This window comes from Pseudomonas sp. 21LCFQ010 (assembly GCF_024129905.1).
Classification (GTDB): Bacteria; Pseudomonadota; Gammaproteobacteria; order Pseudomonadales; family Pseudomonadaceae; genus Aquipseudomonas.
Window position 1 is genome coordinate 51754 of the sequence record NZ_JAMYDZ010000021.1, and the last position, 23593, is coordinate 75346.

The window sequence follows — 23593 nt, forward strand, 5'->3', positions numbered from 1 at the left end:
CGACCTCGACGCTTGCCCGTCAATCGACAGTTCCCCGGCACCCTTACCTGCCGCACTGGCCCACGAGCCAGACAAACGCCTCCAGCTCGCCGCCACGGCCTTTGAACACAGTACCGCTGCGGTAATGATCACCGACACCCGCCAGCGCATCCTGGCGGTCAACGCGGCGTTCAGCATCATCACCGGCTACAGCGAACAACAAGCCCTCAACCAGACACCCCGCCTGCTCGCCTCCGGCCAGCACGACAGCGCGTTCTTCGCTGCCATGTGGCACAAGCTCAACGCCGAAGGCCAATGGCAAGGCGAAATCTGCAACCGCCGCCAGAACGGTGACACCTACCCCAGCTGGCTGAGCATCAACACCCAACGCGACGCCGACGGCACTATCAGCCACTTCATCGCTGTGTTTGCCGACATCTCCGACCTCAAACGCTCCGCCGCCCGCCTCGACCACCAGGCCCACCACGACCCGCTGACCGGTCTGCCCAACCGCACCCTGTTCGAAAACCGCCTGAGCAGCGCCCTGCAACACAGCCAGGACTCCGCCAGCCTCGGCGCGGTGCTGTTCATCGACCTGGACCGCTTCAAACCCGTCAACGACACCCTCGGCCACGCCGTCGGTGACCTGCTGCTAAAAAGTCTGGCCCAGCGCCTCAAAGACAACCTGCGTGACATCGATACCGTGGCCCGCTTGGGCGGCGACGAATTCGTGGTTCTGTTGCCCGGCCTGCTACAAGCCAGCGACGCCCAGAGCATCGCCAACAAACTGCTGACCGGCCTGCAAACGCCCCTGCCCGCTGGCGAACACCAACTGGTGATCGGCGCCAGCATCGGCATCAGCCTGTTCCCCGATGACGGCCTGGACAGTCCCACCCTGCTCAAGAACGCCGATGCCGCCATGTACCGCGCCAAAGCCAAAGGCCGTAACTGCGTGGAACGCTACAGCCACGACCTCAGCGTACGCCGCCGCGAGCGCATCGCCCTGGAACAGCAACTCCAACAGGCCATCGACAACCACCAGCTAAGCCTGAGCTTCCAGCCGCGCATCAGCCTGCCCGACCAGCGCCTGAGCGGCGCCGCCGTGCAACTGCGCTGGAACCACCCACAACTCGGCCTGCTGACGCCCGAACACTTCATGCCACTGGCCGAAGCCAGCGGCAGCAGCCGCCAGATCGGCGAATGGCTGATGGAAGCCGCGTGCCGACAACTGCAGCACTGGCAAAAACAACAACCCGGCTTCGGCCCGCTGGCCATCAGCCTGACCAGCGCCCAACTGCGCCAGCCGCAACTGCCCGAGCGGATTCTGCAACTGCTCAGCGCCTTTCGCCTGAAACCTGCCAGCCTGCAACTGGAAATCACCGAACAAAGCATCATGAACCAGCCCGAACACACCCTCAGCGTGCTGCACAGCCTCAAACGCCTGGGCATCCGCCTGGCGATCGACGACTTCGGCACCGGCCATTCCTCACTGGGCTACCTTAAACGCCTGCCGCTGGACGCCCTGAAAATCGACCGCAGCTTCATCCGCAGCCTGCCCGAAGACCGCCACGACACCGCCATCGTCCGCGCCATCATCGCCCTGGGCCATAGCCTGCAACTGACCGTCATCGCCGAAGGCATCGAAACCCCGGAACAACGGCGGGTGCTGGAAGCGGAAGGCTGCCGGCAGCTCCAGGGGCCACTCATCGGCGCCCCGCTGGCGGCGGAGGATTTTCAGGAAAAATGTGTTGTAACGAGGTTTTTGGAAAATGCCGATGGTGCCGCCCGCCAAGCACCGTTATAATCCGCGACCTGCAAAAGGGCCTATAGCTCAGTTGGTTAGAGCAGAGGACTCATAATCCTTTGGTCCACGGTTCGAGTCCGTGTGGGCCCACCAGAAAATCAATGGCTTGCGCTGAATAGGCGCAAGCCATTTGTGTTTTCGAAGCCCTATTTTTCCCCGTTTCATCCCCGTTTCTTTCGCACCTTCCCCTGCAATCATCTGATCTATGACATATGGATCATGCAGAGTGGCTATAAAAAAACCCGCCGAAGCGGGTTTGTTTGGATCAGATTCGCCTACTGGCAGCCTCATACACTTCATCATCCCGCCGAGCACCTACGCACGAGACCAGGACAATTTCACTGCCCTCGATCCTGTAGATGATACGAACGTCGCCCGTGCGAATCCGGCGGTAGCCAGCAAGAACCCCCCTCAGGGGCTTCCCAATCTTATCCGGCTCGCCTTCAGCGATCCGCTCTCGGATTACCTTGAGGACCCTTTTTGCTTCTGCATGACCTAAATGGGTCAGGTCCTGCTTAACTTCGTCGAGAAACCGAACATTCCAATTCATTGACCGCTGCCTACTCGAAGAGAGCCTCCATATCCTCAAGGCTCACTGTGTTTTGGTTGTCCAGCCTGGACAAGCGTTCAATGGCGATGCGTTCAGAGCGAAGGTCTTCGAGCTCATCTTGCAAGGCCTGATAGGCATCAACACCCACCAAGACTGCCGCTGGCTCGTTATCCTTGAAAATTACCAGGTGGGTTACTTCGCCGCTTGTAACCTCCTTGAGTTTCGCACTGAAGCCTCGAACCATTGCCGTAGCGGATACCGCTTGATCAGCCCGGTTTAAGAGTGAACTCATGCGCTTTTACCTCGATTCATCTTCGTAGGTCGTAATGGGCTTGGGATGTGCCCATTCAATATACGCCATATTATGCGTATAACAATGCATATTGTTGCCTGTTTCGACGGATGGAATGCTTGAAGGCGCTACCCAGCACCGGACTTCTCACAGCCAGAGCCGAGTCCCTCAGCGCCGCCAACGACATGACTCGGCAATGTGTTGCCAAAAATCCAAAACAGCGACACGTTATCTACACCTCACTTTCGAGCCAGAATCGCCTGTCGATCAGCCAGATACTTATCCGCATTTTCCTTAAGCACCCTGATCGACTCTTCCTCAGTCAATCCAGCGGCCTCCCCGGCAGCCAGTGCCATCAGAATCTCTGCCGGTACCTCTAGCTTCGCGCTCATCTGCCAAACCTTGCCCAGGCTTGGGTTAACCACGCCTTGCTCCAGCGTCCGTACGTACTTCGGATTCGCGATGCCGAGGAATTGCTCTTTCGTCACGCCGTGCCGTTTTCGTATCCGCTCGAAAACAAGGCCAAAGGCCTGCTGAATTTCCATGCTACCCGCTCGCAAAAGAGAGTATTGGACAGGTTGCACGCATCCAGCAGAAGTACCTATACTGACCCCAATCGGGTCTATACACCCTATTTTGTTTTTTTAATGCATATTCCTCGGCTGTGCTTCTCGCCCCCAAGATCAAAAGCGCTTAGCCATCCTCATCGTCCATCCAAGGAGGAGTTCATGAGCCATCACATATCCCCAATCACTCTCAACCATCTACCCACCCTCTCACCCCGCCCCGACAACGCCGCCGATCACACCGGCAAGCGTCGCGGCACCCTGACGGCAATCGCCTGGTATCGCTCCAGCCGCTCCGGCAAAGGCACGGTCTGGCTATGCCGATGCGACTGCGGTCTGTTCGAGTACCGACGCCCCGGCACTTGGGCCAACCGGCCTTCTCCTGACGACACATGCAAAGCCTGCCTGCGCGCCAAAGGGCCGAATGCGCGACATACGGCACCGGCTCGCTTGCAGCGTTGGGCGGACAGTTTGCGCAGTCTCGGGCTGACCGATGCGGAGATTGCCAGGATTCGGGCGCCGGGCATGATGGTGGAAACCCGAGGTTTAACGGCTAGTGAGATACGTGAGCAGTTGGCTGTTGCGGATGTACGTTAGACAGTGAGCCGAATATCCAGCACTATCAGCTCATTCGATGAGCCGAATAGGCTCTCTAATCGGCTCATGAGCGAGAATGCTATGCAGGCCCCCTTCTGGATCTGGCAGCAGCCCCAATGGCCGCATTTTAATTGGCAAGCCGACACACTGGCGCCGCTGCTGCGTGCCTGCACGATGGCTCAGGGTCGTTTGCTCGGTATGGTCGGTGCCGTCAGTGCGGATGCCGAGGCGCAGAGCCGTCTGGATGCCATGTTGCGCAATATCATTGCCTCGTCAGCCATTGAGGGCGAGCAGTTGAATGCTGGCTCGGTGCGTTCCTCTCTGGCCCGGCGCTTGGGCATTAACGAGCAAGGTCCGGTGTCGCCTCGCTCTGAAGGGTTGGCCGAGTTGCTGGTGGATGCCACCGGCACGTCTTCACAACCGCTTGATCTGCAGCGGCTGTTTGCCTGGCACCGCTGGCTGTTCCCGGTTGATGAGGGATTGTTAGCTCGCCCGCTCGGTATCGGCACGTTGCGCGGCCATGAGCCGATGCAGGTTGTCTCCGGCCGGCTTGATCGGCCTACCGTGCACTTTGAGGCGCCACCTCGTGAGGGACTGGAGCAGCAACTGGATACGTTTCTTGCGTGGTTCGAGAACAGCCGCAGCGATAGCCAGCTTGATCCGTTGCTACGCGCCGGTATCGCCCATTTCTGGTTTGTCACCCTTCACCCGTTCGATGACGGCAATGGCCGCCTGACGCGCACCATCACCGACCTGGCCCTGGCCCAAAGCGAGCAGCAGGCCATCCGCTTTTATGCAATGTCGGCGAGCATTCTGGAAGATCGCGCCGGTTACTACCGCATTCTTGAGGCCAGCCAGAAAGGCAGCCTGGATATCACCGCGTGGCTGCAATGGTTCCTGAGCACGCTGCTGAACAGCCTGGAACAAGCCTTGGCCCGGATCGATCGGGTACTGGCCAAGGCCCGCTTCTGGCAGGCGCATCGTGATCAGGCCCTGTCGGCAGAGCAAATCAAAGTGCTTAACCGCCTGCTCGATGGTGGTGAGCGGGGCTTTGAAGAGGGCATCAGTGCAGCGCAATACCAGGCCGTTGCCAAGGTTTCCAAGGCTACCGCCACACGGCACTTGAGTGACCTGATGGAAAAGGGCTGTCTTGTGCGGCTGCCGGGTGGTGGGCGTAGTACTCGTTATCAGATTGCTGCGGACTTACCGCAACCTTCGCCGGCAAGCCCACTGAGTGGCAGCGCGCTTAAGTGATCGGCATTACTGCTACAAACCAAAATCGATGCAAGGACAGCCAATGAAACGAGACATTTTTGCGGAGCTGGTCGAAGGCTTTGATGCGCTCGCGCGCGAACGACAACACAAGCCGACCCCACTGCCTACGCTCCGGGCACTCACCAGCGGCGAACTCGTGGAAATCCGCCAGCAACTGAATATGTCCCGCCCGGTGTTTGCCATGTACCTGCGCACCAACCCGCGTACGCTGGAGAACTGGGAACAGGGTCGGGCCAAGCCGAATGCGCAAGCGACCACGTTGATCCGACTGGTTCAGCAGTATCCCGAGACCTTGGCACAGTTGGCAGCCCTTGCCTGAATAGTCCGCAAGCCGCTCGCTACAACATCATCGCGCCATCACCCAGCCTTCCGTTAAGATCCAGCCTCACAAGGATCATTAAACGGTCAGAAAATGGACTTCACCCCTGTCATCGCCCAGCTCTGGGGCACATTGAGCTGGCTTGTTCCGTTCGCGTTATTAGTCATTCTGCTCAGGTCGCCATGGGCCAAAGGGCATTTTGGCGAGTGGCTGGTGCGTCTGGCTGCCCACTGGCGACTGGACAAGCAAGCCTACCATCGGCTGCATAACATCACGCTCGACACACCCGACGGCACTACACAAATCGACCATATCTTTGTCTCGGCCTACGGCATCTTTGTGCTGGAGACCAAGAACATGAAGGGCTGGATTTTCGGCGGTGAGCACCAGCCGCAGTGGACGCAGAAAATCTACCAACGCACGTTCAAATTCCAGAACCCGTTGCGGCAGAACTACAAACATCTGAAAGCGCTGGAGGCCACCCTTGAGGTCGGCCCCGAGCATCTGCATTCGGTCATTACCTTTGTCGGCGCCAGTACCTTCAAAACCCCAATGCCTGCCAACGTGACGCAGGGCGGCGGTTTTTTCCGCTATATCAAATCATTCCGGCAGCCGGTGTTCAGCGAGGTGGAAGTCGATGCCATGCTGCAAAGGCTGCAAACCGGTCGCCGCGCGCCGACCCTGGCCACTCATCGTGAGCATGTGCAGAACCTCAAGCGGCGCAGTGATCCGGGGGCTGAGCGGCAGTGTCCCAAGTGTGGCAATGCGCTGGTGATTCGCGCGGTTAAATCCGGCGCGAATGCAGGAGAGCAGTTCTGGGGCTGCACAGCGTTTCCGAAGTGCCGAATCACACAGCGTATGTAGGAGCAACCCTGGTCTGGGCGGCACTCCGACGAAGAGGCCGTTGAAGGCACTGCATCTGTTTCGAATGTGCCGACGTCTTCGCTGGCAAGCCAGCTCCCACCGAGTGTGTGCCGTGCTCAAGTAGTAGGTACGACGCTAACTCGGTGGGAGTCGGCTCAGCCGACGAATGCTGTGGAACATTCACAACAAGACTGAAGGGCTTCCCCTAGACCATAGAATCTCCCACCGGTCTAACCGAGGCTGGGCCAAATCAAGTAATCACATTATCTACCGTCTCATGAAACCGGTACTGGCCCTTGCCCCCGCGCTTGGCAGCGTACATCGCCGCATCGGCCGCACGCAGGATGTCTTCAACGTGGTTGCCGCTGGACGGGATAAATGCAATCCCGATGCTCGCACCCAGGCGAAACGGTCCCTCATCCACCGTGACCTGTTCGATCAGTTTCTGCGCAATGGCCGCCGCGTCGGCCGGGGTGTGCATGCTGTCGACGATCACCGCGAACTCATCGCCGCCAATGCGCGCCAGGCGGTCATAGGGGCGCAGGCAGGCTTGCATCTGGACGCTGACCCAGCGCAGCACTTCGTCGCCCTTTTCATGGCTCAGGGTGTCGTTGATCAGTTTGAAGCCATCGAGGTCCAGATACAGCAAGGCGCTCAGCGAGCCGGTGCGCTGGGTGCGGGACACGGCGCCGTGCAGTGCCTGCATGAAGCCACGACGGTTGAGCAGGCCGGTCAGGGCATCGGTGATTGCCTGCAGCTCCAGTTGCCGGTGCAGGTCACGAACCACCGACATGTCCACTGCCAGCACGGTCATGCTCTGTTGCTCGCCCGGTAACGGCGAGCAGGACATCGCCACCGGGATGTTGCTACCGTCCCGGCCGCGCAGGTTGGCGTCGTGCAGGCGCAGGTTATCGCCGCGTTGCCGCGAGTCATGGAACACCGAGGTCTGCCAGTTGTTTTCGTGCGGCGACTCGACCCACGACAGCAGGTCGCTGCCTTGCAGTTCTTCACTGGAACAGCCGAGCATGCGGGTGATGGCCGGGTTGGCGTAACGCACCCGGCCGTCATCACCGACCACCAGAATACCCTCGGCGGTGTTGTCGAGGATCGAGGCGTTGAAGGCGCGCTCCTGTTCCAGTTGCTGGGTCAGCCGCAGCAGGCTGCGCCGGTATTGTTCGTGTTCCAGCAATATCCTGGCCTTGTGCAACAGGACCGCCGGTTGTACCGGCTTGGTCAGAAAATCCACCGCGCCGGAGGTATAGCCCTCATTGAGCACGGCATCGGTCTGGCGCAACCCGGAAATGAAGATGATCGGCGTGTAACGGCTTTGCGGCTCGGCGCGCATGCGCCGGGCAGCTTCGAAACCGCCCATGCGCGGCATCTCGACATCCATCAGGACCAGGCCGATGTTGCCCCGGCTCACACATTCCAGCGCCTCGTCCCCGGAACCGGCGCAGCGTACGGGCCGATCCAGGTCTTCCAGCAGCTCGACCATTTCTTCACGGATATCTTGCTGGTCGTCGACCACCAGAATTTCCAGCGACTCATCCTGCGCTAACGGCACATCTACCTCCATGTCTGCAACGGACCGCCCCAGCCAAAGGGCCGTGGTAAACGGCCGCATCGCTACGTGCACGTTTGCTCACAGTCTAGTCACGCTTTGCAAAACATGTAGGCCAGCCCGCTTGCTTCGAGAACCGGTGCGCACTCTGGACGTTGACTCACAGCATCGCTGTTTGGCGTTAACAACTATTCGCCAGCAACGCCGTCGCCACCCGCGAGCCATTGACCCGCCCCAGCAAGGTACAGATTCGCTGCCCCGCCTCGGCCAGCGCTCGAAGTTCAATGCCGGTTTCAATGCCAAGCCCATTAAGCAGATAAACCACGTCTTCGCTGGCGACATTGCCGGTCGCGCCCTTGGCATAGGGGCAACCGCCCAGGCCGGCCACGGAGCTGTCGAACACCGCCATACCTTCGAGCAGGCTGGCGTAGATATTGGTCAGCGCCTGGCCATAGGTGTCATGAAAATGCCCGGCCAGTTGCTCACGTGGCACCACCCGCCCCACCACGTCGAGCAACCGGCGGGTGGCCGTGGCCGTACCAACGCCGATGGTGTCGCCCAGCGAGATTTCATAGCAGCCCATATCCAGCAGCGCCTTGCTGACATTCGCCACGGCGGTCGGCGCGATATCACCCTCGTAAGGGCAACCCAGCACACAGGACACGTAACCGCGCACGCGGATACCCTGCTGCGCGGCCAGTTGCATGACCGGTACGAAGCGCTCAAGGCTGTCACTGATCGAGCAGTTGATATTGCGCTGCGAGAACGACTCGGAGGCGGCAGCAAACACTGCCACTTCGCGCACTCCGGCTTCAATGGCGGCTTCAAGGCCGCGCAGGTTCGGGGTCAGGGCGCTGTACGTTACGCCGGCTCGCGGGTGGATACCGGCAAATACCTCGGCGCTGCCGGCCATCTGTGGCACCCATTTGGGCGAGACAAAACTGCCCACCTCGATATGCCCCAGCCCGGCCGCCGACAGGTCATCGACCAGCCGGACCTTGTCAGCCACGGCAATGGGCCGGGCTTCGTTCTGCAGCCCGTCGCGGGGGCCGACTTCGACCAGCCGAACGTGTTGCGGCAGGTTCATGATGATCTCCCTGGCGCATCCCGTAGGAGCGGCTTTAGCCGCGAAGGCTTCCCGGCTAAAGCGGATCGCCGCCCGCCCGGTCCTGCGCAGCGGTGACAAGGCCGCGGGTGACCGCCTACACAGGACTCTCTAATCATGAGTTTCCAGCTCCACCAACACAGTGCCTTCAGCAATCAATTCACCTTCCTGGCAATACAGCGCCTTGACCACTCCAGCCTCGGGGGCGCGGATACTGTGTTCCATCTTCATTGCTTCAAGCACCACCAGTTGCGTGCCGGCTTCGACACGCTGGCCGACCTCGACCAGCACGTTGACGATGCTGCCATTCATCGGCGCGACCAGCCCTGCCTGTTGCTCATGGCCAGCGGCAGCATTGGCAATCGGATCAAAGCGTTTGACCGCCAGCCATTCAAGCCCCCAACGCAGGTACAGCGTGTCACCTTCACGCAACACGCTGCGCGGCGGGGCTGTGTCCGGGCTGACTTTCACCTCCCGCAGCGCTTCGCCAGAGCTCAGGACCAGACCGGTTACAGCCGGCAAGCCACTGCGCCAGGCATTGCGCGCCGCCCAGGGTGAATGCGGGTCGTCTGCTCGCAGCCGGGCCGGTTCACTGGCCAGCACAGCGGCGCCAGCCTGTTGCCAGAAAGCATCGGGCAAGGGTGCGGGCGCCGGCAGCAGTTGCGCCTGATGCCGCTCGATGAACCCGGTGTCCAGTTCGGCAGCGGCAAACGCCGGGTGGGCGAGGATACGTTGCAGGAACACAAGGTTGGTCTTGAACCCGGCCACCACGGTTTCAGCCAGCATCGCCAGCAGCCGCTGCCGGGCTTCTTCGCGGTTCTCGCCCCAGGCAATCAGCTTGGCCAGCATCGGGTCGTAGAACGGCGAAATGTCATCACCCTCCTGCACCCCGCTATCAACCCGGCGCCCCGCTCCTGGTGCGGCTTCGCGATACAGCGCCAGATGACCGCTGGCCGGCAGAAAACCGCCTTCCGGGTCTTCGGCATACAGGCGTACTTCAATCGCATGGCCGTTGAGCGGCACTTGCTCCTGAGTGATCGGCAGCGGCTCACCGCGGGCCACGCGAATCTGCCAGGCCACCAGGTCCAGGCCGGTGATCGCTTCGGTCACCGGGTGTTCGACCTGCAGGCGGGTGTTCATTTCCATGAAGAAGAATTCGCCGCGGGCATCGAGCAGAAACTCGACCGTCCCGGCGCCGACATAACCGATGGCCTGGGCGGCGCGCACTGCCGCTTCGCCCATCGCCTTGCGCAATGCCGGGGTCAGGCCCGGTGCCGGTGCTTCTTCGACCACCTTCTGGTGGCGGCGCTGGATCGAACAGTCGCGCTCGTTGAGGTACAGGCAGTGGCCGTGACGGTCGGCAAACACCTGGATCTCCACATGGCGGGGTTGCAGCAGGTACTTTTCCACCAGCATGCGTGCGTCACCAAACGACGACTGCGCCTCACGCCGCGCCGAGGCCAGCGCTTCGGCCAGTTCGGTTTCGCGCTCGACCACTTTCATGCCCTTGCCGCCACCGCCCGCCGTAGCCTTGAGCAGCACCGGGTAACCGATGCGCTGGGCGGCGCTGCGAAAGGTTTCCAGGTCCTGGTCTTCACCGTGATAGCCCGGCACCAGCGGCACCCCGGCGGCTTCCATCAAGGCTTTGGCAGCGGACTTGCTGCCCATGGCTTCGATGGCGCTGGCCGGTGGGCCGAGAAACACCAGCCCGGCGTCCTCCAGACGCTTGGCAAAGGCGGCGTTCTCAGACAGAAAACCATAGCCGGGGTGCACGGCATCGGCGCCGCTGGCACGGGCCGCTGCAATGATTTTGTCGGCCAGCAGGTAACTTTCGCCAGGCCGGGCGCCGCCCAGGTCGATGGCCACATCCGCCTCGCGCACGTGGCGGGCGTTGCGGTCGATGGCACTGTGCACGGCCACGCTGGTGATGCCCAGCGCCTTGGCGGTGCGCATCACCCGGCAGGCGATTTCGCCACGGTTGGCAACCAGCAGGGTATTGATTGTTGTTGTGTTCATATCGGTGTGCTCAGTCGGTTGACGGGCGGCTCACTGCCACGCGGGTTTGCGCTTGTCGAGAAAGGCGCCCAGCCCTTCCTGGCCTTCTTCGCTGACACGAATGCCGGCAATCACGCTCTCGGTACGCTGACGCAGGCCATCGCTGAGTTCACCACTGCCCACGTCGTGCAGCAGCGCTTTGCACACCCGCATCGCGTGCGGGCTGTTGAGCAACAGGTTGGCGGTCCACTGCGCCAGCGCACTGTCCAGTTGCCCGTCGGGGTAGCACTCGGCAAGCAGGCCCAGTTCACGGGCACGCTCGCCGTTGAAGCGTTCGGCACTCAGCGCATAGCGACGGCTGGCGCGCTCACCGAGCGCCTGCACCACGTACGGGCTGATCACCGCAGGCGCCAGGCCGATGCGCACTTCCGAGAGGCTGAACAGCGCGTCCGTGCTGCCAATGGCGATGTCGCAACAGGCGACCAGCCCCACCGCACCGCCAAACGCTGCGCCCTGCACCACGGCCAGGGTCGGGCACGGCAGGCGATACAGCAGGTTCATCAACTCACCGAGCTGATGGGCATCCTTGAGGTTGGCGGCGTAGTCGAGCCGGGCGCTGGCCTGCATCCAGGCCAGGTCGGCACCGGCCGAGAAGTGTTTGCCGCGCCCGCGCAGGATCAGAAACCGCACGTCATCGTCATCACCGACCTGGCGCAGCGCCTGAATCAGTTCGTCGATCATCGCGGCGTTGAAGGCGTTGTGCTTGTCCGGGCGGTTCAGCCACAGGGTCGCGATGCCGCGTGGCTCGTGAACCAGCTCGATGGTGTTGAATGCGTTCATCAGCGCTCCTCCCGTCACATGCGGAACACGCCGAAGCGGGTCGCTTCGATCGGTGCATTGAGGCTGGCGGAAATCGCCAGGGCCAGCACTTCGCGGGTCTGCGCCGGGTCGATGACGCCGTCGTCCCACAGCCGTGCGCTGGAGTAAGTGGCGGCGGCCTGGCGCTCGTACTGCTCGACGATCGGCTGGCGCAACTGTTGCTCGTCGGCGTCGGAAAACGCCTGGCCGGCACGCTCGGCCTGCTCACGTTTGACCTGCACCAGCACGCCCGCCGCCTGCTGGGCGCCCATCACGCCAATTCGTGCATTGGGCCACATCCACAAAAAGCGCGGGTCAAAGGCACGGCCGCACATGCCGTAGTTACCGGCACCGAAGCTGCCGCCGATAATCACCGTGAACTTCGGCACGCTGGCGCAGGCCACTGCGGTGACCAGCTTGGCGCCATGCTTGGCGATGCCAGCGGCTTCATATTTCTGGCCGACCATAAAGCCGGTGATGTTCTGCAAGAACACCAGGGGGATGCCGCGCTGGCAGGCCAGTTCGATAAAGTGCGCGCCTTTCTGCGCGGCTTCGGCAAACAAAATGCCGTTATTGGCCAGCACCGCCACCGGGTAGCCGCCGATCCGCGCAAAGCCGCACACCAAGGTGGCGCCGAACAGTGCCTTGAATTCGTCGAGCTGCGAGTCATCGACAATCCGCGCGATCACTTCGCGCACGTCGAACGGTTGTTTCGGGTCTGCCGGAACAATTCCGTACAGCTCCTCGGCGCCATAGCGCGGAGCGACCGGTGCCAGCGCCTGCAACGCCCCAAGCTTGCGCCAATTGAGGTTGGCCACGCAGCGCCGCGCCAGGGCCAGGGCATGGGCGTCGTCTTCGGCGTAATGGTCGGCGACCCCGGAGGTCTTGCAGTGCACATCGGCACCGCCAAGATCTTCGGCGCTCACCACCTCACCGGTGGCGGCTTTGACCAGCGGCGGGCCGGCCAGAAAGATGGTCGCCTGGTTGCGGACCATGATGGTCTCGTCGCTCATCGCCGGCACATAGGCACCACCTGCGGTGCACGAGCCCATGACCACGGCGATCTGCGCGATGCCCTGGGCACTGAGGTTGGCCTGGTTGAAGAAGATCCGCCCGAAGTGCTCACGGTCCGGGAACACTTCGTCCTGGCGCGGCAGGTTGGCGCCACCGGAGTCAACCAGGTACAGACACGGCAGGCGGTTTTCGCGGGCGATGGCCTGGGCGCGCAGGTGTTTTTTCACGGTCAGCGGGTAATAACTGCCGCCTTTGACGGTGGCATCATTGGCGATGATCATGCACTCGACGCCTTCGACCCGGCCAATACCGGCGATCAATCCGGCTGCCGGCACGTCTTCGCCATACACCTCATAAGCGGCCAACTGACCGATTTCCAGAAACGGCGAACCGGGGTCGAGCAGGCGGTCGATGCGTTCACGGGGCAACAGCTTGCCGCGTGATGTGTGGCGCTGCTGAGCCTTGGCGCCACCGCCTTCGCGAATGCTGGCCAGCAGGCTATGCAGCGCCTCAACCTGGCCCTGCATGGCCGCTTGGTTGGCGAGGTATTCAGGTGAACGGGTGTTGATTTGCGTCTGCAGGATAGTCATGACGGCCTCACTCACATCGTCTCGTTGAACAGCTCGCGGCCGATCAGCATGCGGCGGATTTCGCTGGTGCCAGCACCGATCTCATACAGCTTGGCGTCGCGCCACAGCCGGCCCACCGCAAACTCGTTGATGTAGCCGTTGCCGCCGAGAATCTGGATCGCCTCACCGGCCAGCCAGGTGGCTTTTTCAGCGGTGTAGAGAATCACCCCGGCGCAGTCCTTGCGCACCTGGCGCACGTGGCTGCTGCCCAGCGCGTCGAGGTGCTTGCCCACCGCATACAGGTAGGCGCGGCAGGCCTGCTGGGTGGTGTACATGTCAGCGATCTTGCCCTGGATCAGCTGGAACTCGCCGATGCTCTGGCCGAACTGCTTGCGGTCGTGAATGTACGGCACCACCACATCCATGGCCGCCTGCATCAGCCCCAACGGGCCGCCGGACAGCACCGCGCGCTCGTAGTCCAGGCCGCTCATCAGCACCTTGGTGCCTTCGCCCACAGCGCCGAGGATGTTTTCTTGCGGCACCTCGACATCCTGGAACACCAACTCGCCGGTGTGCGAGCCGCGCATGCCGAGCTTGTCGAGCTTCTGCGCCACCGAGAACCCCGGTGCGCCCTTTTCCAGAATGAACGCGGTCATGCCTTTGGCACCGGCACTCAGGTCGGTCTTGGCGTAGACCACCAGTACATCGCAATCCGGGCCGTTGGTGATCCACATCTTGGTGCCGTTGAGCACGTAGCGGTCGCCCTTTTTGTCGGCACGCAGTTTCATCGACACCACGTCAGAGCCAGCGTTGGGTTCGCTCATGGCCAGCGCGCCGATGTGTTCGCCGCTGATCAATTTGGGCAGGAAGCGGCGCTTCTGCGCATCGCTGCCATTGCGGTTGATCTGGTTGACGCACAGGTTCGAGTGCGCGCCGTAAGACAGCCCGATGCCGCCTGCGGCGCGGGAGATTTCTTCCATGGCGATCATGTGCGCCAGATAGCCCATGCCGGTGCCGCCGTACTCTTCGCTGACGGTCAGGCCCAGCAGTCCCATGTCACCGAATTTGCGCCACAGATCCATCGGGAACTGGTCGCTGCGATCAGCCTCTGCGGCACGCGGGGCGATCTCCTTGGCGGCAAAGGCCGCGACTGAGTCGCGGAGCATGTCGATTTCCTCGCCGAGGAAAAAATTCAGTCCTGGGATCATGGTGTGTCTCCGTTCTTATGATTATGGGTTGGGTGCCGTTTACAGCTGCACGGTATCAATCCGTTCGCCCTGGCCCTGCGTTGCAGCATGAAACTGCGGGCCGTTGCGCCATTCATCCAGCAGGCGCTCACGCTTGAGTTGAGCATGGCCCAGATACCGCTCTTTCACCGCGCCATAACCGCGCACCGCATCGGGCAGCGCCGCCAGTTGGCTGGCCAGCGCCAGGTTGTCGCTGCGCAGGCCGCCGAGCAGTTCATCGAGTATGGCTTCATAACTGCGCAGCCAGGCCAGCTCGGTCTTGCGCTCATGGGTATGGGCGAAGGGGTCGAGCCAGGTGTTGCGTACCCGACGCAACCGCGCCAGCCAGCCGAAGGCCTTAAGCATCCAGGGGCCATAACTGGTTTTCTTGCCTTGCACACCCGCCGCGCTTTTATTCAGCAAAGGCGCAGCCAGGTGAAAGTGCAACCTGTAGTCGCCTTCAAAGGTGGATTCAATCTGCTTGAGAAAGTCGCCTTGGGTGAACAGCCGGGCCACCTCGTACTCATCCTTGATCGCCAGCACCTTGAAGTAATAACGCGCCACCGCCTCGCTCAACGCGCCGGGCTGGCCGGCCAGCCGGGTCTCGGCGGCAGCAAAAGCATCCACCCGATCTTTGTAACGAGCGGCCAGGGCAGCGTCTTGGTAATCAGTAAGAAACGCCACACGACGCGCCACTTGCTCGTCCAGCGTCCTGGCCAGCTTGGGCGCGCGCTGATCGGCGATCAGTGCTTGTACCCGTGGCAGGTCCACCGCTGCACGGCGGCCCCAGGTGAATGCCGCCAGGTTGAACGGCACGGCGGTGCCGTTCAGTTCAATGGCCTGCTGCAGGGCTTCGATGCCCACCGGCAGCCAGCCTTGCTGGCAGGCAAAGCCGAGCATGAAGGTGTTGGTGGCAATGGAATCGCCCATCAGCGCGGTCGCCAGCTGGCTGGCCTGGACGAACAGTGCCTGCTCATCGCCCACCGCTTCGCGGATCTGCGCGGTCATTTCCGGGGTACGGAACTGCGCGTCGGGGTGGCGCTGCAAATCGCCGGTTTCTGCTTGGGCGGCGAAGTTACGCACAAAAGCGCCGGTCAGGCTTTCTTCACAATTGACCAGCGCATGGGTCACACCCTGGCGGACTTTCGACAGGGTTTCGTGGTTGGCACTGACCACCAGATCACAGCCCAGCAACAGGCTGGCCTCGCCTTCGGCGATGCGCGGTGCATGCAGGTCGTGCTGGCGGTCGGCGATGCGCAGGTGCGACCACACTGCGCCGCCCTTCTGCGCCATGCCGGCCATGTCCAGGCTCAGGGTGCCCTTGCCCTCGATGAACGCAGCCATGCCCAGCAGCGCGCCGATGGTCACCACCCCGGTGCCACCTACCCCGGTGATCAGAATGCTGTAGGGCTGTAGCAGCGATGCCGTTACCGGCGCCGGCAGCGGCCATTGGTCAGCCTCGCCCTGGCCCAGCGCTTTGGGCTTGCGTAAGGCGCCGCCCTCGACGGTGACGAAGCTTGGGCAGAAGCCGCCCAGGCAGGTGAAGTCCTTGTTGCACGACGACTGGTCGATCTCCCGTTTGTTGCCGAACTCGGTCTCGACACTGGTCACCGACATGCAGTTCGACTGGCTGCTGCAATCGCCGCAGCCTTCGCACACAGCCTGGTTGATCACCACCCGACGCGCCGGATCGGGGAATTTGCCGCGTTTGCGCCGCCGGCGTTTTTCCGCGGCACAGGTCTGGTCATAGATGATCGACGACACCCCGCTGAATTCGCGCAGTTCTTTTTGCAGTTCATCCATGCGGTCGCGGCGCCACACCGGCACACCCGGTGCCAGATCCTGGACATCGCGATAGCGCTCGGTGTCGTCGGTCACCACCACGATGCGCCCGACCCCTTCGGCAGCCAGTTGCCGGGAGATCTGCGCCACACTGAGGCTACCGTCCACCGGCTGGCCGCCGGTCATCGCCACGGCGTCGTTGTACAGAATCTTGTAGGTAATGTTGATGTTGGCCGCGACCGCAGCCCGGATCGCCAGCAGGCCGGAGTGGAAATAGGTGCCATCGCCCAGGTTGGCGAACACGTGCGGCGTGTCGGTGAACGGCGCCTGGCCGATCCACGCGGCGCCCTCGCCGCCCATCTGGCTGAAGGTGCGGGTCTGTGGATAAATCCATGCCGCCATATAGTGACAACCAATGCCCGCCAGCGCCCGGCTGCCTTCCGGCACCTTGGTCGAACTGTTGTGCGGGCAGCCCGAGCAGTAATGCGGCGCCCGGTCCATCAGGGTTGCGAAGCGCTGGCCGGTCGACAGTTGCGCTTCAAGCACCGCCAGGCACACCTGCAACTCGCCGCTCTGGTGGTGGCGCAAAATACGCCGCGCCAGCGCCCGTGCGATCTGCGACGGGGTCAGGTCGCCAATCGCTGGCAGCAGCCAGTCGGTATGCGGCCGGGTCCACTCGCCCTTGTCGTCGAACTTGCCGACGATGCGCGGGCGCACGTCTTCGCGCCAGTTGTAGAGTTCTTCCTTGAGCTGGTACTCGATCATCTGGCGTTTTTCTTCGACCACGACGATCTCTTCCAGGCCATCGGCGAAGTGCCGTACGCCTTCGGCATCCATCGGCCAGACCATGCCGACCTTGTAGATGCGCAGGCCGATCTGCGCGGCGCGCGCCTCATCGATACCGAGAATCTTCAGCGCCTGGCAAACGTCCAGGTACGATTTGCCCGAGGTGACGATGCCGATCCGCGCCTTGGGCGCATCCATGACAATCCGGTCCAGGCCGTTGGCCCGCGCATAAGCGGCGGCGGCGTACAGTTTGTGTTCGAGCAGGCGTTTTTCCTGGGCCAGCGGCGGGTCAGGCCAGCGGATATTCAGGCCACCCTCGGGCAGTTCGAAGTCGGGTAGCACCGGCTGCACACGGTCCAGGCTCAGGTCTACGACGGCGCCGCTTTCAACGGTGTCGGCCACCGCCTTCATCGCCACCCAGCAACCGCTGTAGCGCGACATGGCGAAACCGTGAAGGCCGAAATCGAGGTACTCCTGCACGCCGGAAGGCGCCAGCACCGGCATCATCACCGCCTTGAAAATGTGCTCGGTCTGATGCGGCAGCGACGATGAGCGGGCGCCGTGGTCATCACCGGCAATCGCCAGCACGCCACCGAAGGCCGAAGAACCTGCTGCGTTGGCATGCCGCAACACATCGCCGCAGCGGTCAACACCCGGCCCCTTGCCGTACCAGATGCCGAATACACCGTCGTAGCGCGCGCCGTCGAACATGTTGACCTGTTGAGTACCCCACAACGAGGTGGCGGCGAGGTCTTCGTTGAGGCCAGGCTGGAATTTGATGTGCTGCGCCTGCAGATGCTCACGGGCTTTCCACAACGCCTGGTCGAAGCCGCCCAGCGGCGAGCCACGGTAACCGGAGATAAACCCTGCGGTGTTCAGCCCGGCGGCCAGGTCGCGCTGGCGCTGCATCAATGGCAGCCGCACCAGCGCCTGGATGCCGGTCATCAGGGCTTTGCCCTGGGTCTGGGTGTATTTGTCGTCGAGCACGGTCAGCGATGCGGTCACGGCCAATCCTCCGATTCTTGTTATCCGGGAGGCTGTAGGGTTCGGCCCGCCGGTTTGTTCTGGAGTGGTTTGGTGGAGCTTGTTTTTCTGGAGTCTAGAAGCGCCGATCCGCTATCGTAAATTTATAAAAAATGCATCGAGGTATCTGAAAAACACATGTCAGTCCGAAACGATATCTCCATGCGCCAATTGCGCTATTTCGTCGCCGCCGCCGAACTCGGGCAGTTTTCCCAGGCCGCCCTGACCGTGCACGTTTCGCAGTCGGCCATCACCACGGCGGTCAGCCAGCTGGAAGACATGCTGGGTGTGCGACTGTTCGAACGCCTGGCCCACGGGGTGAGCCTGACCGCCGAAGGGCACAAGTTTTATCAGCACGCCCGGCACATTCTCGACACCCTGCAAGATGCGGTCAGCCATCCGCTGCTGCTCAGCCATAACCTGCAAGGCACAGTGCGCGTGGGCGCGTCTTACACGGTACTGGGCTACTTCCTGCCGAACCTGCTGGCACGCTTCAAACGCAGTTATCCACAAGTCGAGATCGATCTGATCGACATGGACACGCCGGGCATCGAGCAGGGCATTGCCGACGGCTCGCTGGAGCTGGGCCTGACCATTGTTTCCAACGTCGACAGCGCCCTGCCGTTCGAGCGCCATGTGCTGATGCGCTCACGGCGACAGATGTGGCTGCCGAGCGGCCACCCGCTGCTGCAAGTGGAGTCGGTGAGCCTGGCTGACATCGCCGGGCATGCCTACATCATGGCCACCGTGGATGAAGGCGAAAGCTCGGCGCTGCGCTACTGGCAGGCGGCCGGCCTGCAACCGAAAGTGGTGTTCCGCACCTCGTCGATCGAAGCCTTGCGCGGCCTGGTGGCCCATGGCTTCGGAGTCAGCATCCTGTCGGACATGGTCTATCGTCCCTGGTCGCTGGAGGGTAAAAAGATCGAGGTGCGCCCGGTGGCCGGCAATATTCCGCCCATGGAGCTGGGCCTGATCTGGGGCCGCGACCTGACCTTCAGCGAACCGGCGCGGGCGTTTCAGCAGTTTCTGATTTCCGCTACTCAGCTTTAGGGGCATTAATCAGCTTTGTAAAACAATTCAGAAGAAAAACAAATTTAACAAATCATTTTCCAGGCTCGACACTGGGGTACTCATACCTACAAAAAGCAGCCTCTGCACAGGAGAAGCATCATGCAAGACGTGGTCATCGTTGCGGCGACCCGCACCGCCATCGGCAGCTTTCAGGGTGCCCTGGCCGGCATTCCCGCGCCGGAGCTGGGCGCGCTGGTCATCCGCCGGCTGCTGGAGCAGACCGGGCTGGACGCCGCGCAGGTCGATGAAGTGATCCTCGGTCAGGTGCTGACCGCCGGCAGCGGCCAGAACCCCGCACGTCAGGCATCGATCCTGGCCGGCCTGCCGCACAGCGTACCGGCGCTGACCCTGAACAAGGTCTGTGGCTCGGGGCTCAAGGCCATTCATCTGGGCGCCCAGGCGATCCGCTGCGGCGATGCCGAAGTGATCATCGCGGGCGGCATGGAGAACATGAGCCTGGCGCCCTACGTGCTGCCAGCGGCGCGCACCGGGCTGCGCATGGGCCACGCCCAGATGGTCGACAGCATGATCACCGACGGTCTGTGGGACGCTTTCAACGATTACCACATGGGCATCACTGCCGAAAATCTGGTGGCAAAGTACGGCATCAGCCGCGAAGCCCAGGACGCCTTTGCCGCCGCCTCGCAGCACAAGGCAATCGCAGCTATTGAGGCCGGACGCTTCAAGGATGAAATCACCCCGGTTTCGATCCCGCAGAAAAAGGGCGAACCCCGGCTGTTCGACACCGACGAACAACCCCGCGCCGAGACCAGTGCCGAGTCGCTGGCCAAGCTGCGCCCGGCGTTTCGCAAGGACGGCAGCGTCACCGCAGGTAACGCCTCCAGCCTCAACGACGGCGCCGCTGCGGTGCTGCTGATGAGCGCAGCCAAGGCGGCGGAACTCGGCCTGCCGGTGCTGGCCAGCATCAAAGCCTACGCCAACGCCGGGGTCGATCCTGCGATCATGGGCATCGGCCCGGTGGCGGCAACCCGTCGCTGCCTGGACAAGGCCGGCTGGCAACTGAACGAGCTGGACCTGATCGAAGCCAACGAAGCCTTCGCAGCGCAGGCGCTGTCGGTGGGTCAGGAACTGGGCTGGGACGCGAGCAAGGTCAACGTCAATGGCGGCGCCATCGCTTTGGGCCACCCGATTGGCGCCTCAGGCTGCCGGGTGCTGGTGACCTTGCTGCACGAAATGATCCGCCGCGATGCGAAGAAGGGCCTGGCGACACTGTGTATTGGCGGCGGGCAAGGCGTGGCACTGGCGATTGCCCGGTAAGCACGGCAGGCCGGCGACCCGCTTCAGCGCCGCAGCTTTCGCCGCTGAAGCGGCTCCTACAGTTTTGCGTCGCCCCGGAGCCCTTCACGGCAAAACAACTTGCATATTAGGTTATTCCTAAATTGAATTTCCCTGATGATGATTATTACCGATAACGTGTAATTCATTCAGGGAATGGCGATTTTCTTCATAAGGCATGCGCATCGCCTCCTGGCCCCTTTCATTCGCCACCGGAGGCTCCATGAGCATCACGTCCATCAATCGCCGTCGTCTTCTGGCCATGGCCGGCACCGCCACGGCGGCGGCGCTGGTCAGTCGGCTGGGGTTTGCTGACAGCAGCCATGCAGGTCATGCCGGGCACGGCACTGCGCCAACAGGCAGCGGGCTGGATCTGGACAGCACGCGCTGGGTGCTGCCCGAGCCGCGCAAGGTCAAGATCGCCACCAACCTCAATGCTGTCTGCCTGGCCCCGGTGGCGGTCGCTGACAGCCAGGGCATCTTCAAACGGCATAACCTGGATGTTGAGTTCGTCAACTTCGGCAATTCCACCGAAGTGCTGCTCGAATCGATGGCCACCGGTAAGGCCGACGCCGCCACCGGCATGGCGCTGCGCTGGCTCAAGGCACTGGAACAGGGCTTTGACGTCAAGCTGACTGCCGGCACCCACGGTGGCTGCCTGCGCCTGTTGACCCTCAAGGATGGCCCACAGGATCTGGCCTCGCTCAAAGGCACGACCATCGGCGTGACCGACATGGCCGCCGCCGACAAGAACTTCTTCTCGCTGATGCTCAAGCGCCATGGGGTGGACCCGATCCGTGACGTGACCTGGCGGGTCTACCCTATCGACCTGCTCAGTGTGGCGCTGGAGAAAGGCGAGATTCAGGCCGCCAGCGGTTCCGACCCGATCATGTACCGGGTCAAGCAGCAACCGGCGTTCCGTGAGCTGGCGACCAACATGATTGAGGAATACGCCAACATGAGCTGCTGCGTGGTCGGGGTCAGCGGCAAGCTGGCGCGCAACGAGCAGCCGGTTGCCGCTGCGATCACTCACTCGATTTTGCAGGCCCATGCCTGGGCCTTCAAAAACCCCGATGCGGTGGCCGATGAATTCCTCAAGTTCGCGCTCAACACCAACAAACAAGAGGTGCGCGCCATCCTCACCGAGCACACCCACGGTTACTACTCGGTGGGCAAGACCTTCGAGCAGGAAATCGCCGTGTACGCCCGCGACCTCAAGCAGGTCGAAGTTCTGAAGCCGCGTACCGATCCTGCGCAATTCGCGGAGAGTATCCATGCCGACGTATTCGCTTGAGCAGACCCAAACCGCCCAGCCCACAAGCGTTGCGCTGTGGCGCAGCGGGCTGCTGGCCGCCGCTGCCTGGCTGGCCTTCGCGCTGTTCACCGGCTTGTACCCGGACGGCGGACGCCCCTGGCCCTTCACTCGCGAACTGGCCCTCGGTGCCGGCGCCGTCGCCCTGCTGCTGACCCTGTTCGTCGTGTTACCCGGCGTGTTCACGCGGCTGGTCAGGGTTCTAAAACCGGCAGGTCCCTGGCTGGTGGTGTTGCCGTTGCTGCTGGGCGTCTGGGTGCTGGTGACCGCCAAGATCGTTCTGCTGCCGGTGCCGTTCTTTGCCCCGCCGCAAGCGCTGATCGAGGTGTTTGTCGATGACTGGCCACGCTTGGGTGAAAGCCTGCTGCACTCGTTGTGGTTGCTGTTCAACGGCGTGGTATTGGGTGGCGTGACTGGCTTCATCGCCGGAGTATCGATCGGCTGGTCGCAACGCATCGGCTATTGGGTGCACCCGGTACTGCGCATCCTCGGCCCGGTGCCGTCCACCGCACTGCTGCCAATCTGCTTTTTCTTCTTCCCCACCAGCTGGAGCGCCAGCGTGTTCCTGATTGCTCTGGCAACCTGGTTTCCGGTCACGGTGCTGACCTGGTCGGGCGTGGCCGGGGTCGATAAGGCGTACTACGAAGTGGCCCGTACGCTTGGCGCCAATTCACGCTTTCTGATCCTGCGCGTGGCGATTCCCGCCGCACTGCCCAACGTATTCGTTGGCCTGTTCATGGGCCTGGGTGCGTCGTTCTCGGTGCTGGTAGTGGCGGAGATGATGGGCGTCAAGGCCGGCCTTGGCTGGTACTTGCAATGGGCGCAGGGCTGGGCCGCTTACGCCAACATGTACGCCGCGCTGATCGTCATGGCGCTGCTGTGCTCGGGGTTGATCACCCTGCTGTTCAAGGTGCGTGACCGGGTGTTGTCGTGGCAGAAAGGAGCGGTTCAATGGTAGCGAGTGCAGCGGCAATTCAGACCCAGGACATTGGCATGGCCCTGGATATTCGCGGCCTGAGCCATGCCTTCGACCTTGGCGACAGCCGCCTGCCGGTGCTCGACAAGGTCGACCTGCAACTGGCGCCGGGCGAAAGCGTTGGTCTGCTGGGGCCGTCAGGCTGTGGCAAGTCGACCTTGTTGCGCCTGGTCGCCGGCCTGGAGACGCTGCAAAGCGGCCAGTTGCAGGCCGACGGCGCGGCGATTCCAGGGCCACATCACTCGCGGGTGCTGGTGTTTCAGGACCCGACCCTCTACCCGTGGCGCAGCGTGTGGGACAACGTTGCGCTCGGCCTGCAAGCCCGAGGCCAGCTCAAGACCCAGAAGCACCGGGTCGATGAGACTCTTGGCAAGGTCGGACTGCTGGAATTTCGCGACGCCTACCCACGCCAGCTCTCCGGCGGCATGGCACAGCGCGCCGCCCTGGCCCGCGCCCTGATCAACGAACCGCGCCTGCTGCTGCTCGACGAGCCGCTGGGCAAGCTTGATTCACTGACCCGCATCGCCATGCAGGGCGAGCTGATTCGCCTGTGGCAGCAGCAACGCTATAGCTCGCTGCTGGTCACCCACGACGTCGAAGAGGCATTGCTGCTGTGTGACCGCGTGCTGGTGTTCTCGGCCCGCCCGGCCAGGGTGCTGGCCGAACTCAAGGTCGACCGGCCGTACCCGCGTCGGCGGGATGATCCAAGGTTACTGGAGCTGCGTCATCATGCGCTGGAGTTGCTCGGGCAGGGGAGTGACTGGTAAGCAAGC

The 23593-nt window shown here is 62.4% G+C and carries 19 protein-coding genes, 1 tRNA gene and 1 pseudogene; 11 read left to right on the forward strand and 10 right to left on the reverse strand.

Annotation, left to right across the window (positions count from 1 at the left end; translation table 11 throughout):
• Positions 1-76: 76 nt before the first annotated feature.
• Both NJC38_RS21140 and NJC38_RS21145 read left to right on the forward strand, forming a co-directional pair.
• Positions 77-1783: pseudogene (locus tag NJC38_RS21140) on the forward strand (EAL domain-containing protein); the annotation flags it as partial.
• A 16-nt stretch (positions 1784-1799) separates the two neighbouring features.
• Positions 1800-1876 (forward strand) — tRNA-Ile (locus NJC38_RS21145).
• 172 nt (positions 1877-2048) lie between these two features.
• Here the strand turns inward: NJC38_RS21145 and NJC38_RS21150 are convergent.
• From NJC38_RS21150 to NJC38_RS21160, 3 genes are all read right to left on the reverse strand, one after another.
• A complete protein-coding gene (locus NJC38_RS21150; RefSeq protein ID WP_253116960.1) occupies positions 2049-2333 on the reverse strand; it encodes a type II toxin-antitoxin system RelE/ParE family toxin in 285 nt (94 codons plus the stop codon).
• 10 nt (positions 2334-2343) lie between these two features.
• Positions 2344-2577, reverse strand: a complete 234-nt coding sequence (locus NJC38_RS21155) for a type II toxin-antitoxin system Phd/YefM family antitoxin (protein WP_366856289.1) — start codon at positions 2575-2577, stop codon at positions 2344-2346.
• 287 nt (positions 2578-2864) lie between these two features.
• Positions 2865-3170 (reverse strand): helix-turn-helix transcriptional regulator, encoded by a 306-nt coding sequence (locus NJC38_RS21160; protein ID WP_253116962.1) that lies wholly within the window; start codon positions 3168-3170, stop codon positions 2865-2867.
• 183 nt (positions 3171-3353) lie between these two features.
• Here NJC38_RS21160 and NJC38_RS21165 point away from each other — a divergent pair, with 183 nt between their 5' ends.
• The 4 genes from NJC38_RS21165 (at position 3354) to NJC38_RS21180 (ending at position 6246) form a co-directional block, all read left to right on the forward strand.
• Complete coding sequence (locus NJC38_RS21165) at positions 3354-3788, forward strand: hypothetical protein (protein ID WP_253116963.1); 435 nt, start codon at positions 3354-3356, stop codon at positions 3786-3788.
• Positions 3789-3869: 81 nt separating this feature from the next.
• Positions 3870-5042, forward strand: a complete 1173-nt coding sequence (locus tag NJC38_RS21170; RefSeq protein ID WP_253116964.1) for a Fic family protein — start codon at positions 3870-3872, stop codon at positions 5040-5042.
• A gap of 43 nt (positions 5043-5085) precedes the next feature.
• Positions 5086-5382 (forward strand): transcriptional regulator, encoded by a 297-nt coding sequence (locus tag NJC38_RS21175; protein WP_253116965.1) that lies wholly within the window; start codon positions 5086-5088, stop codon positions 5380-5382.
• Positions 5383-5475: 93 nt separating this feature from the next.
• Positions 5476-6246: an NERD domain-containing protein gene (locus NJC38_RS21180; protein WP_253116966.1), complete on the forward strand. Its 771-nt coding sequence runs from the start codon at positions 5476-5478 to the stop codon at positions 6244-6246.
• A gap of 250 nt (positions 6247-6496) precedes the next feature.
• Here NJC38_RS21180 and NJC38_RS21185 read toward each other — a convergent pair whose 3' ends face one another.
• The 7 genes from NJC38_RS21185 to NJC38_RS21215 all read right to left on the reverse strand — a co-directional run bounded on the left by NJC38_RS21185 (position 6497) and on the right by NJC38_RS21215 (position 18147).
• A complete protein-coding gene (locus NJC38_RS21185; protein WP_253116967.1) occupies positions 6497-7810 on the reverse strand; it encodes a diguanylate cyclase in 1314 nt (437 codons plus the stop codon).
• Positions 7811-7988: 178 nt separating this feature from the next.
• Positions 7989-8894: a hydroxymethylglutaryl-CoA lyase gene (locus tag NJC38_RS21190; protein WP_253116968.1), complete on the reverse strand. Its 906-nt coding sequence runs from the start codon at positions 8892-8894 to the stop codon at positions 7989-7991.
• 129 nt (positions 8895-9023) lie between these two features.
• Positions 9024-10928, reverse strand: a complete 1905-nt coding sequence (locus NJC38_RS21195; RefSeq protein WP_253116969.1) for an acetyl/propionyl/methylcrotonyl-CoA carboxylase subunit alpha — start codon at positions 10926-10928, stop codon at positions 9024-9026.
• Between the two features lie 30 nt (positions 10929-10958).
• Entirely contained in the window at positions 10959-11747 is a 789-nt protein-coding gene (locus NJC38_RS21200; RefSeq protein WP_045484334.1) for a gamma-carboxygeranoyl-CoA hydratase, read from the reverse strand.
• Between the two features lie 14 nt (positions 11748-11761).
• Positions 11762-13369, reverse strand: a complete 1608-nt coding sequence (locus tag NJC38_RS21205; protein WP_253116970.1) for a carboxyl transferase domain-containing protein — start codon at positions 13367-13369, stop codon at positions 11762-11764.
• 11 nt (positions 13370-13380) lie between these two features.
• A complete protein-coding gene (locus NJC38_RS21210) occupies positions 13381-14556 on the reverse strand; it encodes an isovaleryl-CoA dehydrogenase (protein WP_253116971.1) in 1176 nt (391 codons plus the stop codon).
• 39 nt (positions 14557-14595) lie between these two features.
• Positions 14596-18147, reverse strand: coding sequence for an indolepyruvate ferredoxin oxidoreductase family protein (locus tag NJC38_RS21215; RefSeq protein ID WP_366856281.1), 3552 nt, complete (start codon positions 18145-18147; stop codon positions 14596-14598).
• A 156-nt stretch (positions 18148-18303) separates the two neighbouring features.
• Here NJC38_RS21215 and NJC38_RS21220 point away from each other — a divergent pair, with 156 nt between their 5' ends.
• From NJC38_RS21220 to NJC38_RS21240, 5 genes are all read left to right on the forward strand, one after another.
• The gene (locus tag NJC38_RS21220) at positions 18304-19215 is read left to right on the forward strand and encodes a LysR family transcriptional regulator (RefSeq protein WP_253116972.1); all 912 of its coding nucleotides are present in this window, start codon (positions 18304-18306) and stop codon (positions 19213-19215) included.
• 120 nt (positions 19216-19335) lie between these two features.
• On the forward strand, positions 19336-20514 hold the full coding sequence (locus NJC38_RS21225; RefSeq protein ID WP_045484346.1) for an acetyl-CoA C-acetyltransferase: 1179 nt from the start codon (positions 19336-19338) through the stop codon (positions 20512-20514).
• A gap of 241 nt (positions 20515-20755) precedes the next feature.
• Positions 20756-21826, forward strand: coding sequence for an ABC transporter substrate-binding protein (locus NJC38_RS21230; RefSeq protein ID WP_045484349.1), 1071 nt, complete (start codon positions 20756-20758; stop codon positions 21824-21826).
• Positions 21807-22802, forward strand: a complete 996-nt coding sequence (locus NJC38_RS21235; RefSeq protein WP_253116973.1) for an ABC transporter permease subunit — start codon at positions 21807-21809, stop codon at positions 22800-22802. The genes NJC38_RS21230 and NJC38_RS21235 overlap by 20 nt, the downstream gene beginning before the upstream one ends.
• Positions 22796-23587, forward strand: coding sequence for an ABC transporter ATP-binding protein (locus tag NJC38_RS21240; RefSeq protein WP_253116974.1), 792 nt, complete (start codon positions 22796-22798; stop codon positions 23585-23587). The genes NJC38_RS21235 and NJC38_RS21240 overlap by 7 nt, the downstream gene beginning before the upstream one ends.
• Positions 23588-23593: the final 6 nt, after the last annotated feature.

Excerpts from the sequence above, each read along its gene's own strand:
- NJC38_RS21150 (WP_253116960.1), bottom strand. The coding sequence starts at position 2,333 with ATGAATTGGAATGTTCGGTTTCTCGACGAAGTTAAGCAGGACCTGACC.
- NJC38_RS21155 (WP_366856289.1), bottom strand. The coding sequence starts at position 2,577 with ATGGTTCGAGGCTTCAGTGCGAAACTCAAGGAGGTTACAAGCGGCGAA.
- NJC38_RS21160 (WP_253116962.1), bottom strand. The coding sequence starts at position 3,170 with ATGGAAATTCAGCAGGCCTTTGGCCTTGTTTTCGAGCGGATACGAAAA.
- NJC38_RS21165 (WP_253116963.1), top strand. The coding sequence starts at position 3,354 with ATGAGCCATCACATATCCCCAATCACTCTCAACCATCTACCCACCCTC.
- NJC38_RS21170 (WP_253116964.1), top strand. The coding sequence starts at position 3,870 with ATGCAGGCCCCCTTCTGGATCTGGCAGCAGCCCCAATGGCCGCATTTT.
- NJC38_RS21175 (WP_253116965.1), top strand. The coding sequence starts at position 5,086 with ATGAAACGAGACATTTTTGCGGAGCTGGTCGAAGGCTTTGATGCGCTC.
- NJC38_RS21180 (WP_253116966.1), top strand. The coding sequence starts at position 5,476 with ATGGACTTCACCCCTGTCATCGCCCAGCTCTGGGGCACATTGAGCTGG.
- NJC38_RS21190 (WP_253116968.1), bottom strand. The coding sequence starts at position 8,894 with ATGAACCTGCCGCAACACGTTCGGCTGGTCGAAGTCGGCCCCCGCGAC.
- NJC38_RS21195 (WP_253116969.1), bottom strand. The coding sequence starts at position 10,928 with ATGAACACAACAACAATCAATACCCTGCTGGTTGCCAACCGTGGCGAA.
- NJC38_RS21200 (WP_045484334.1), bottom strand. The coding sequence starts at position 11,747 with ATGAACGCATTCAACACCATCGAGCTGGTTCACGAGCCACGCGGCATC.
- NJC38_RS21205 (WP_253116970.1), bottom strand. The coding sequence starts at position 13,369 with ATGACTATCCTGCAGACGCAAATCAACACCCGTTCACCTGAATACCTC.
- NJC38_RS21210 (WP_253116971.1), bottom strand. The coding sequence starts at position 14,556 with ATGATCCCAGGACTGAATTTTTTCCTCGGCGAGGAAATCGACATGCTC.
- NJC38_RS21220 (WP_253116972.1), top strand. The coding sequence starts at position 18,304 with ATGTCAGTCCGAAACGATATCTCCATGCGCCAATTGCGCTATTTCGTC.
- NJC38_RS21225 (WP_045484346.1), top strand. The coding sequence starts at position 19,336 with ATGCAAGACGTGGTCATCGTTGCGGCGACCCGCACCGCCATCGGCAGC.
- NJC38_RS21230 (WP_045484349.1), top strand. The coding sequence starts at position 20,756 with ATGAGCATCACGTCCATCAATCGCCGTCGTCTTCTGGCCATGGCCGGC.
- NJC38_RS21235 (WP_253116973.1), top strand. The coding sequence starts at position 21,807 with ATGCCGACGTATTCGCTTGAGCAGACCCAAACCGCCCAGCCCACAAGC.
- NJC38_RS21240 (WP_253116974.1), top strand. The coding sequence starts at position 22,796 with ATGGTAGCGAGTGCAGCGGCAATTCAGACCCAGGACATTGGCATGGCC.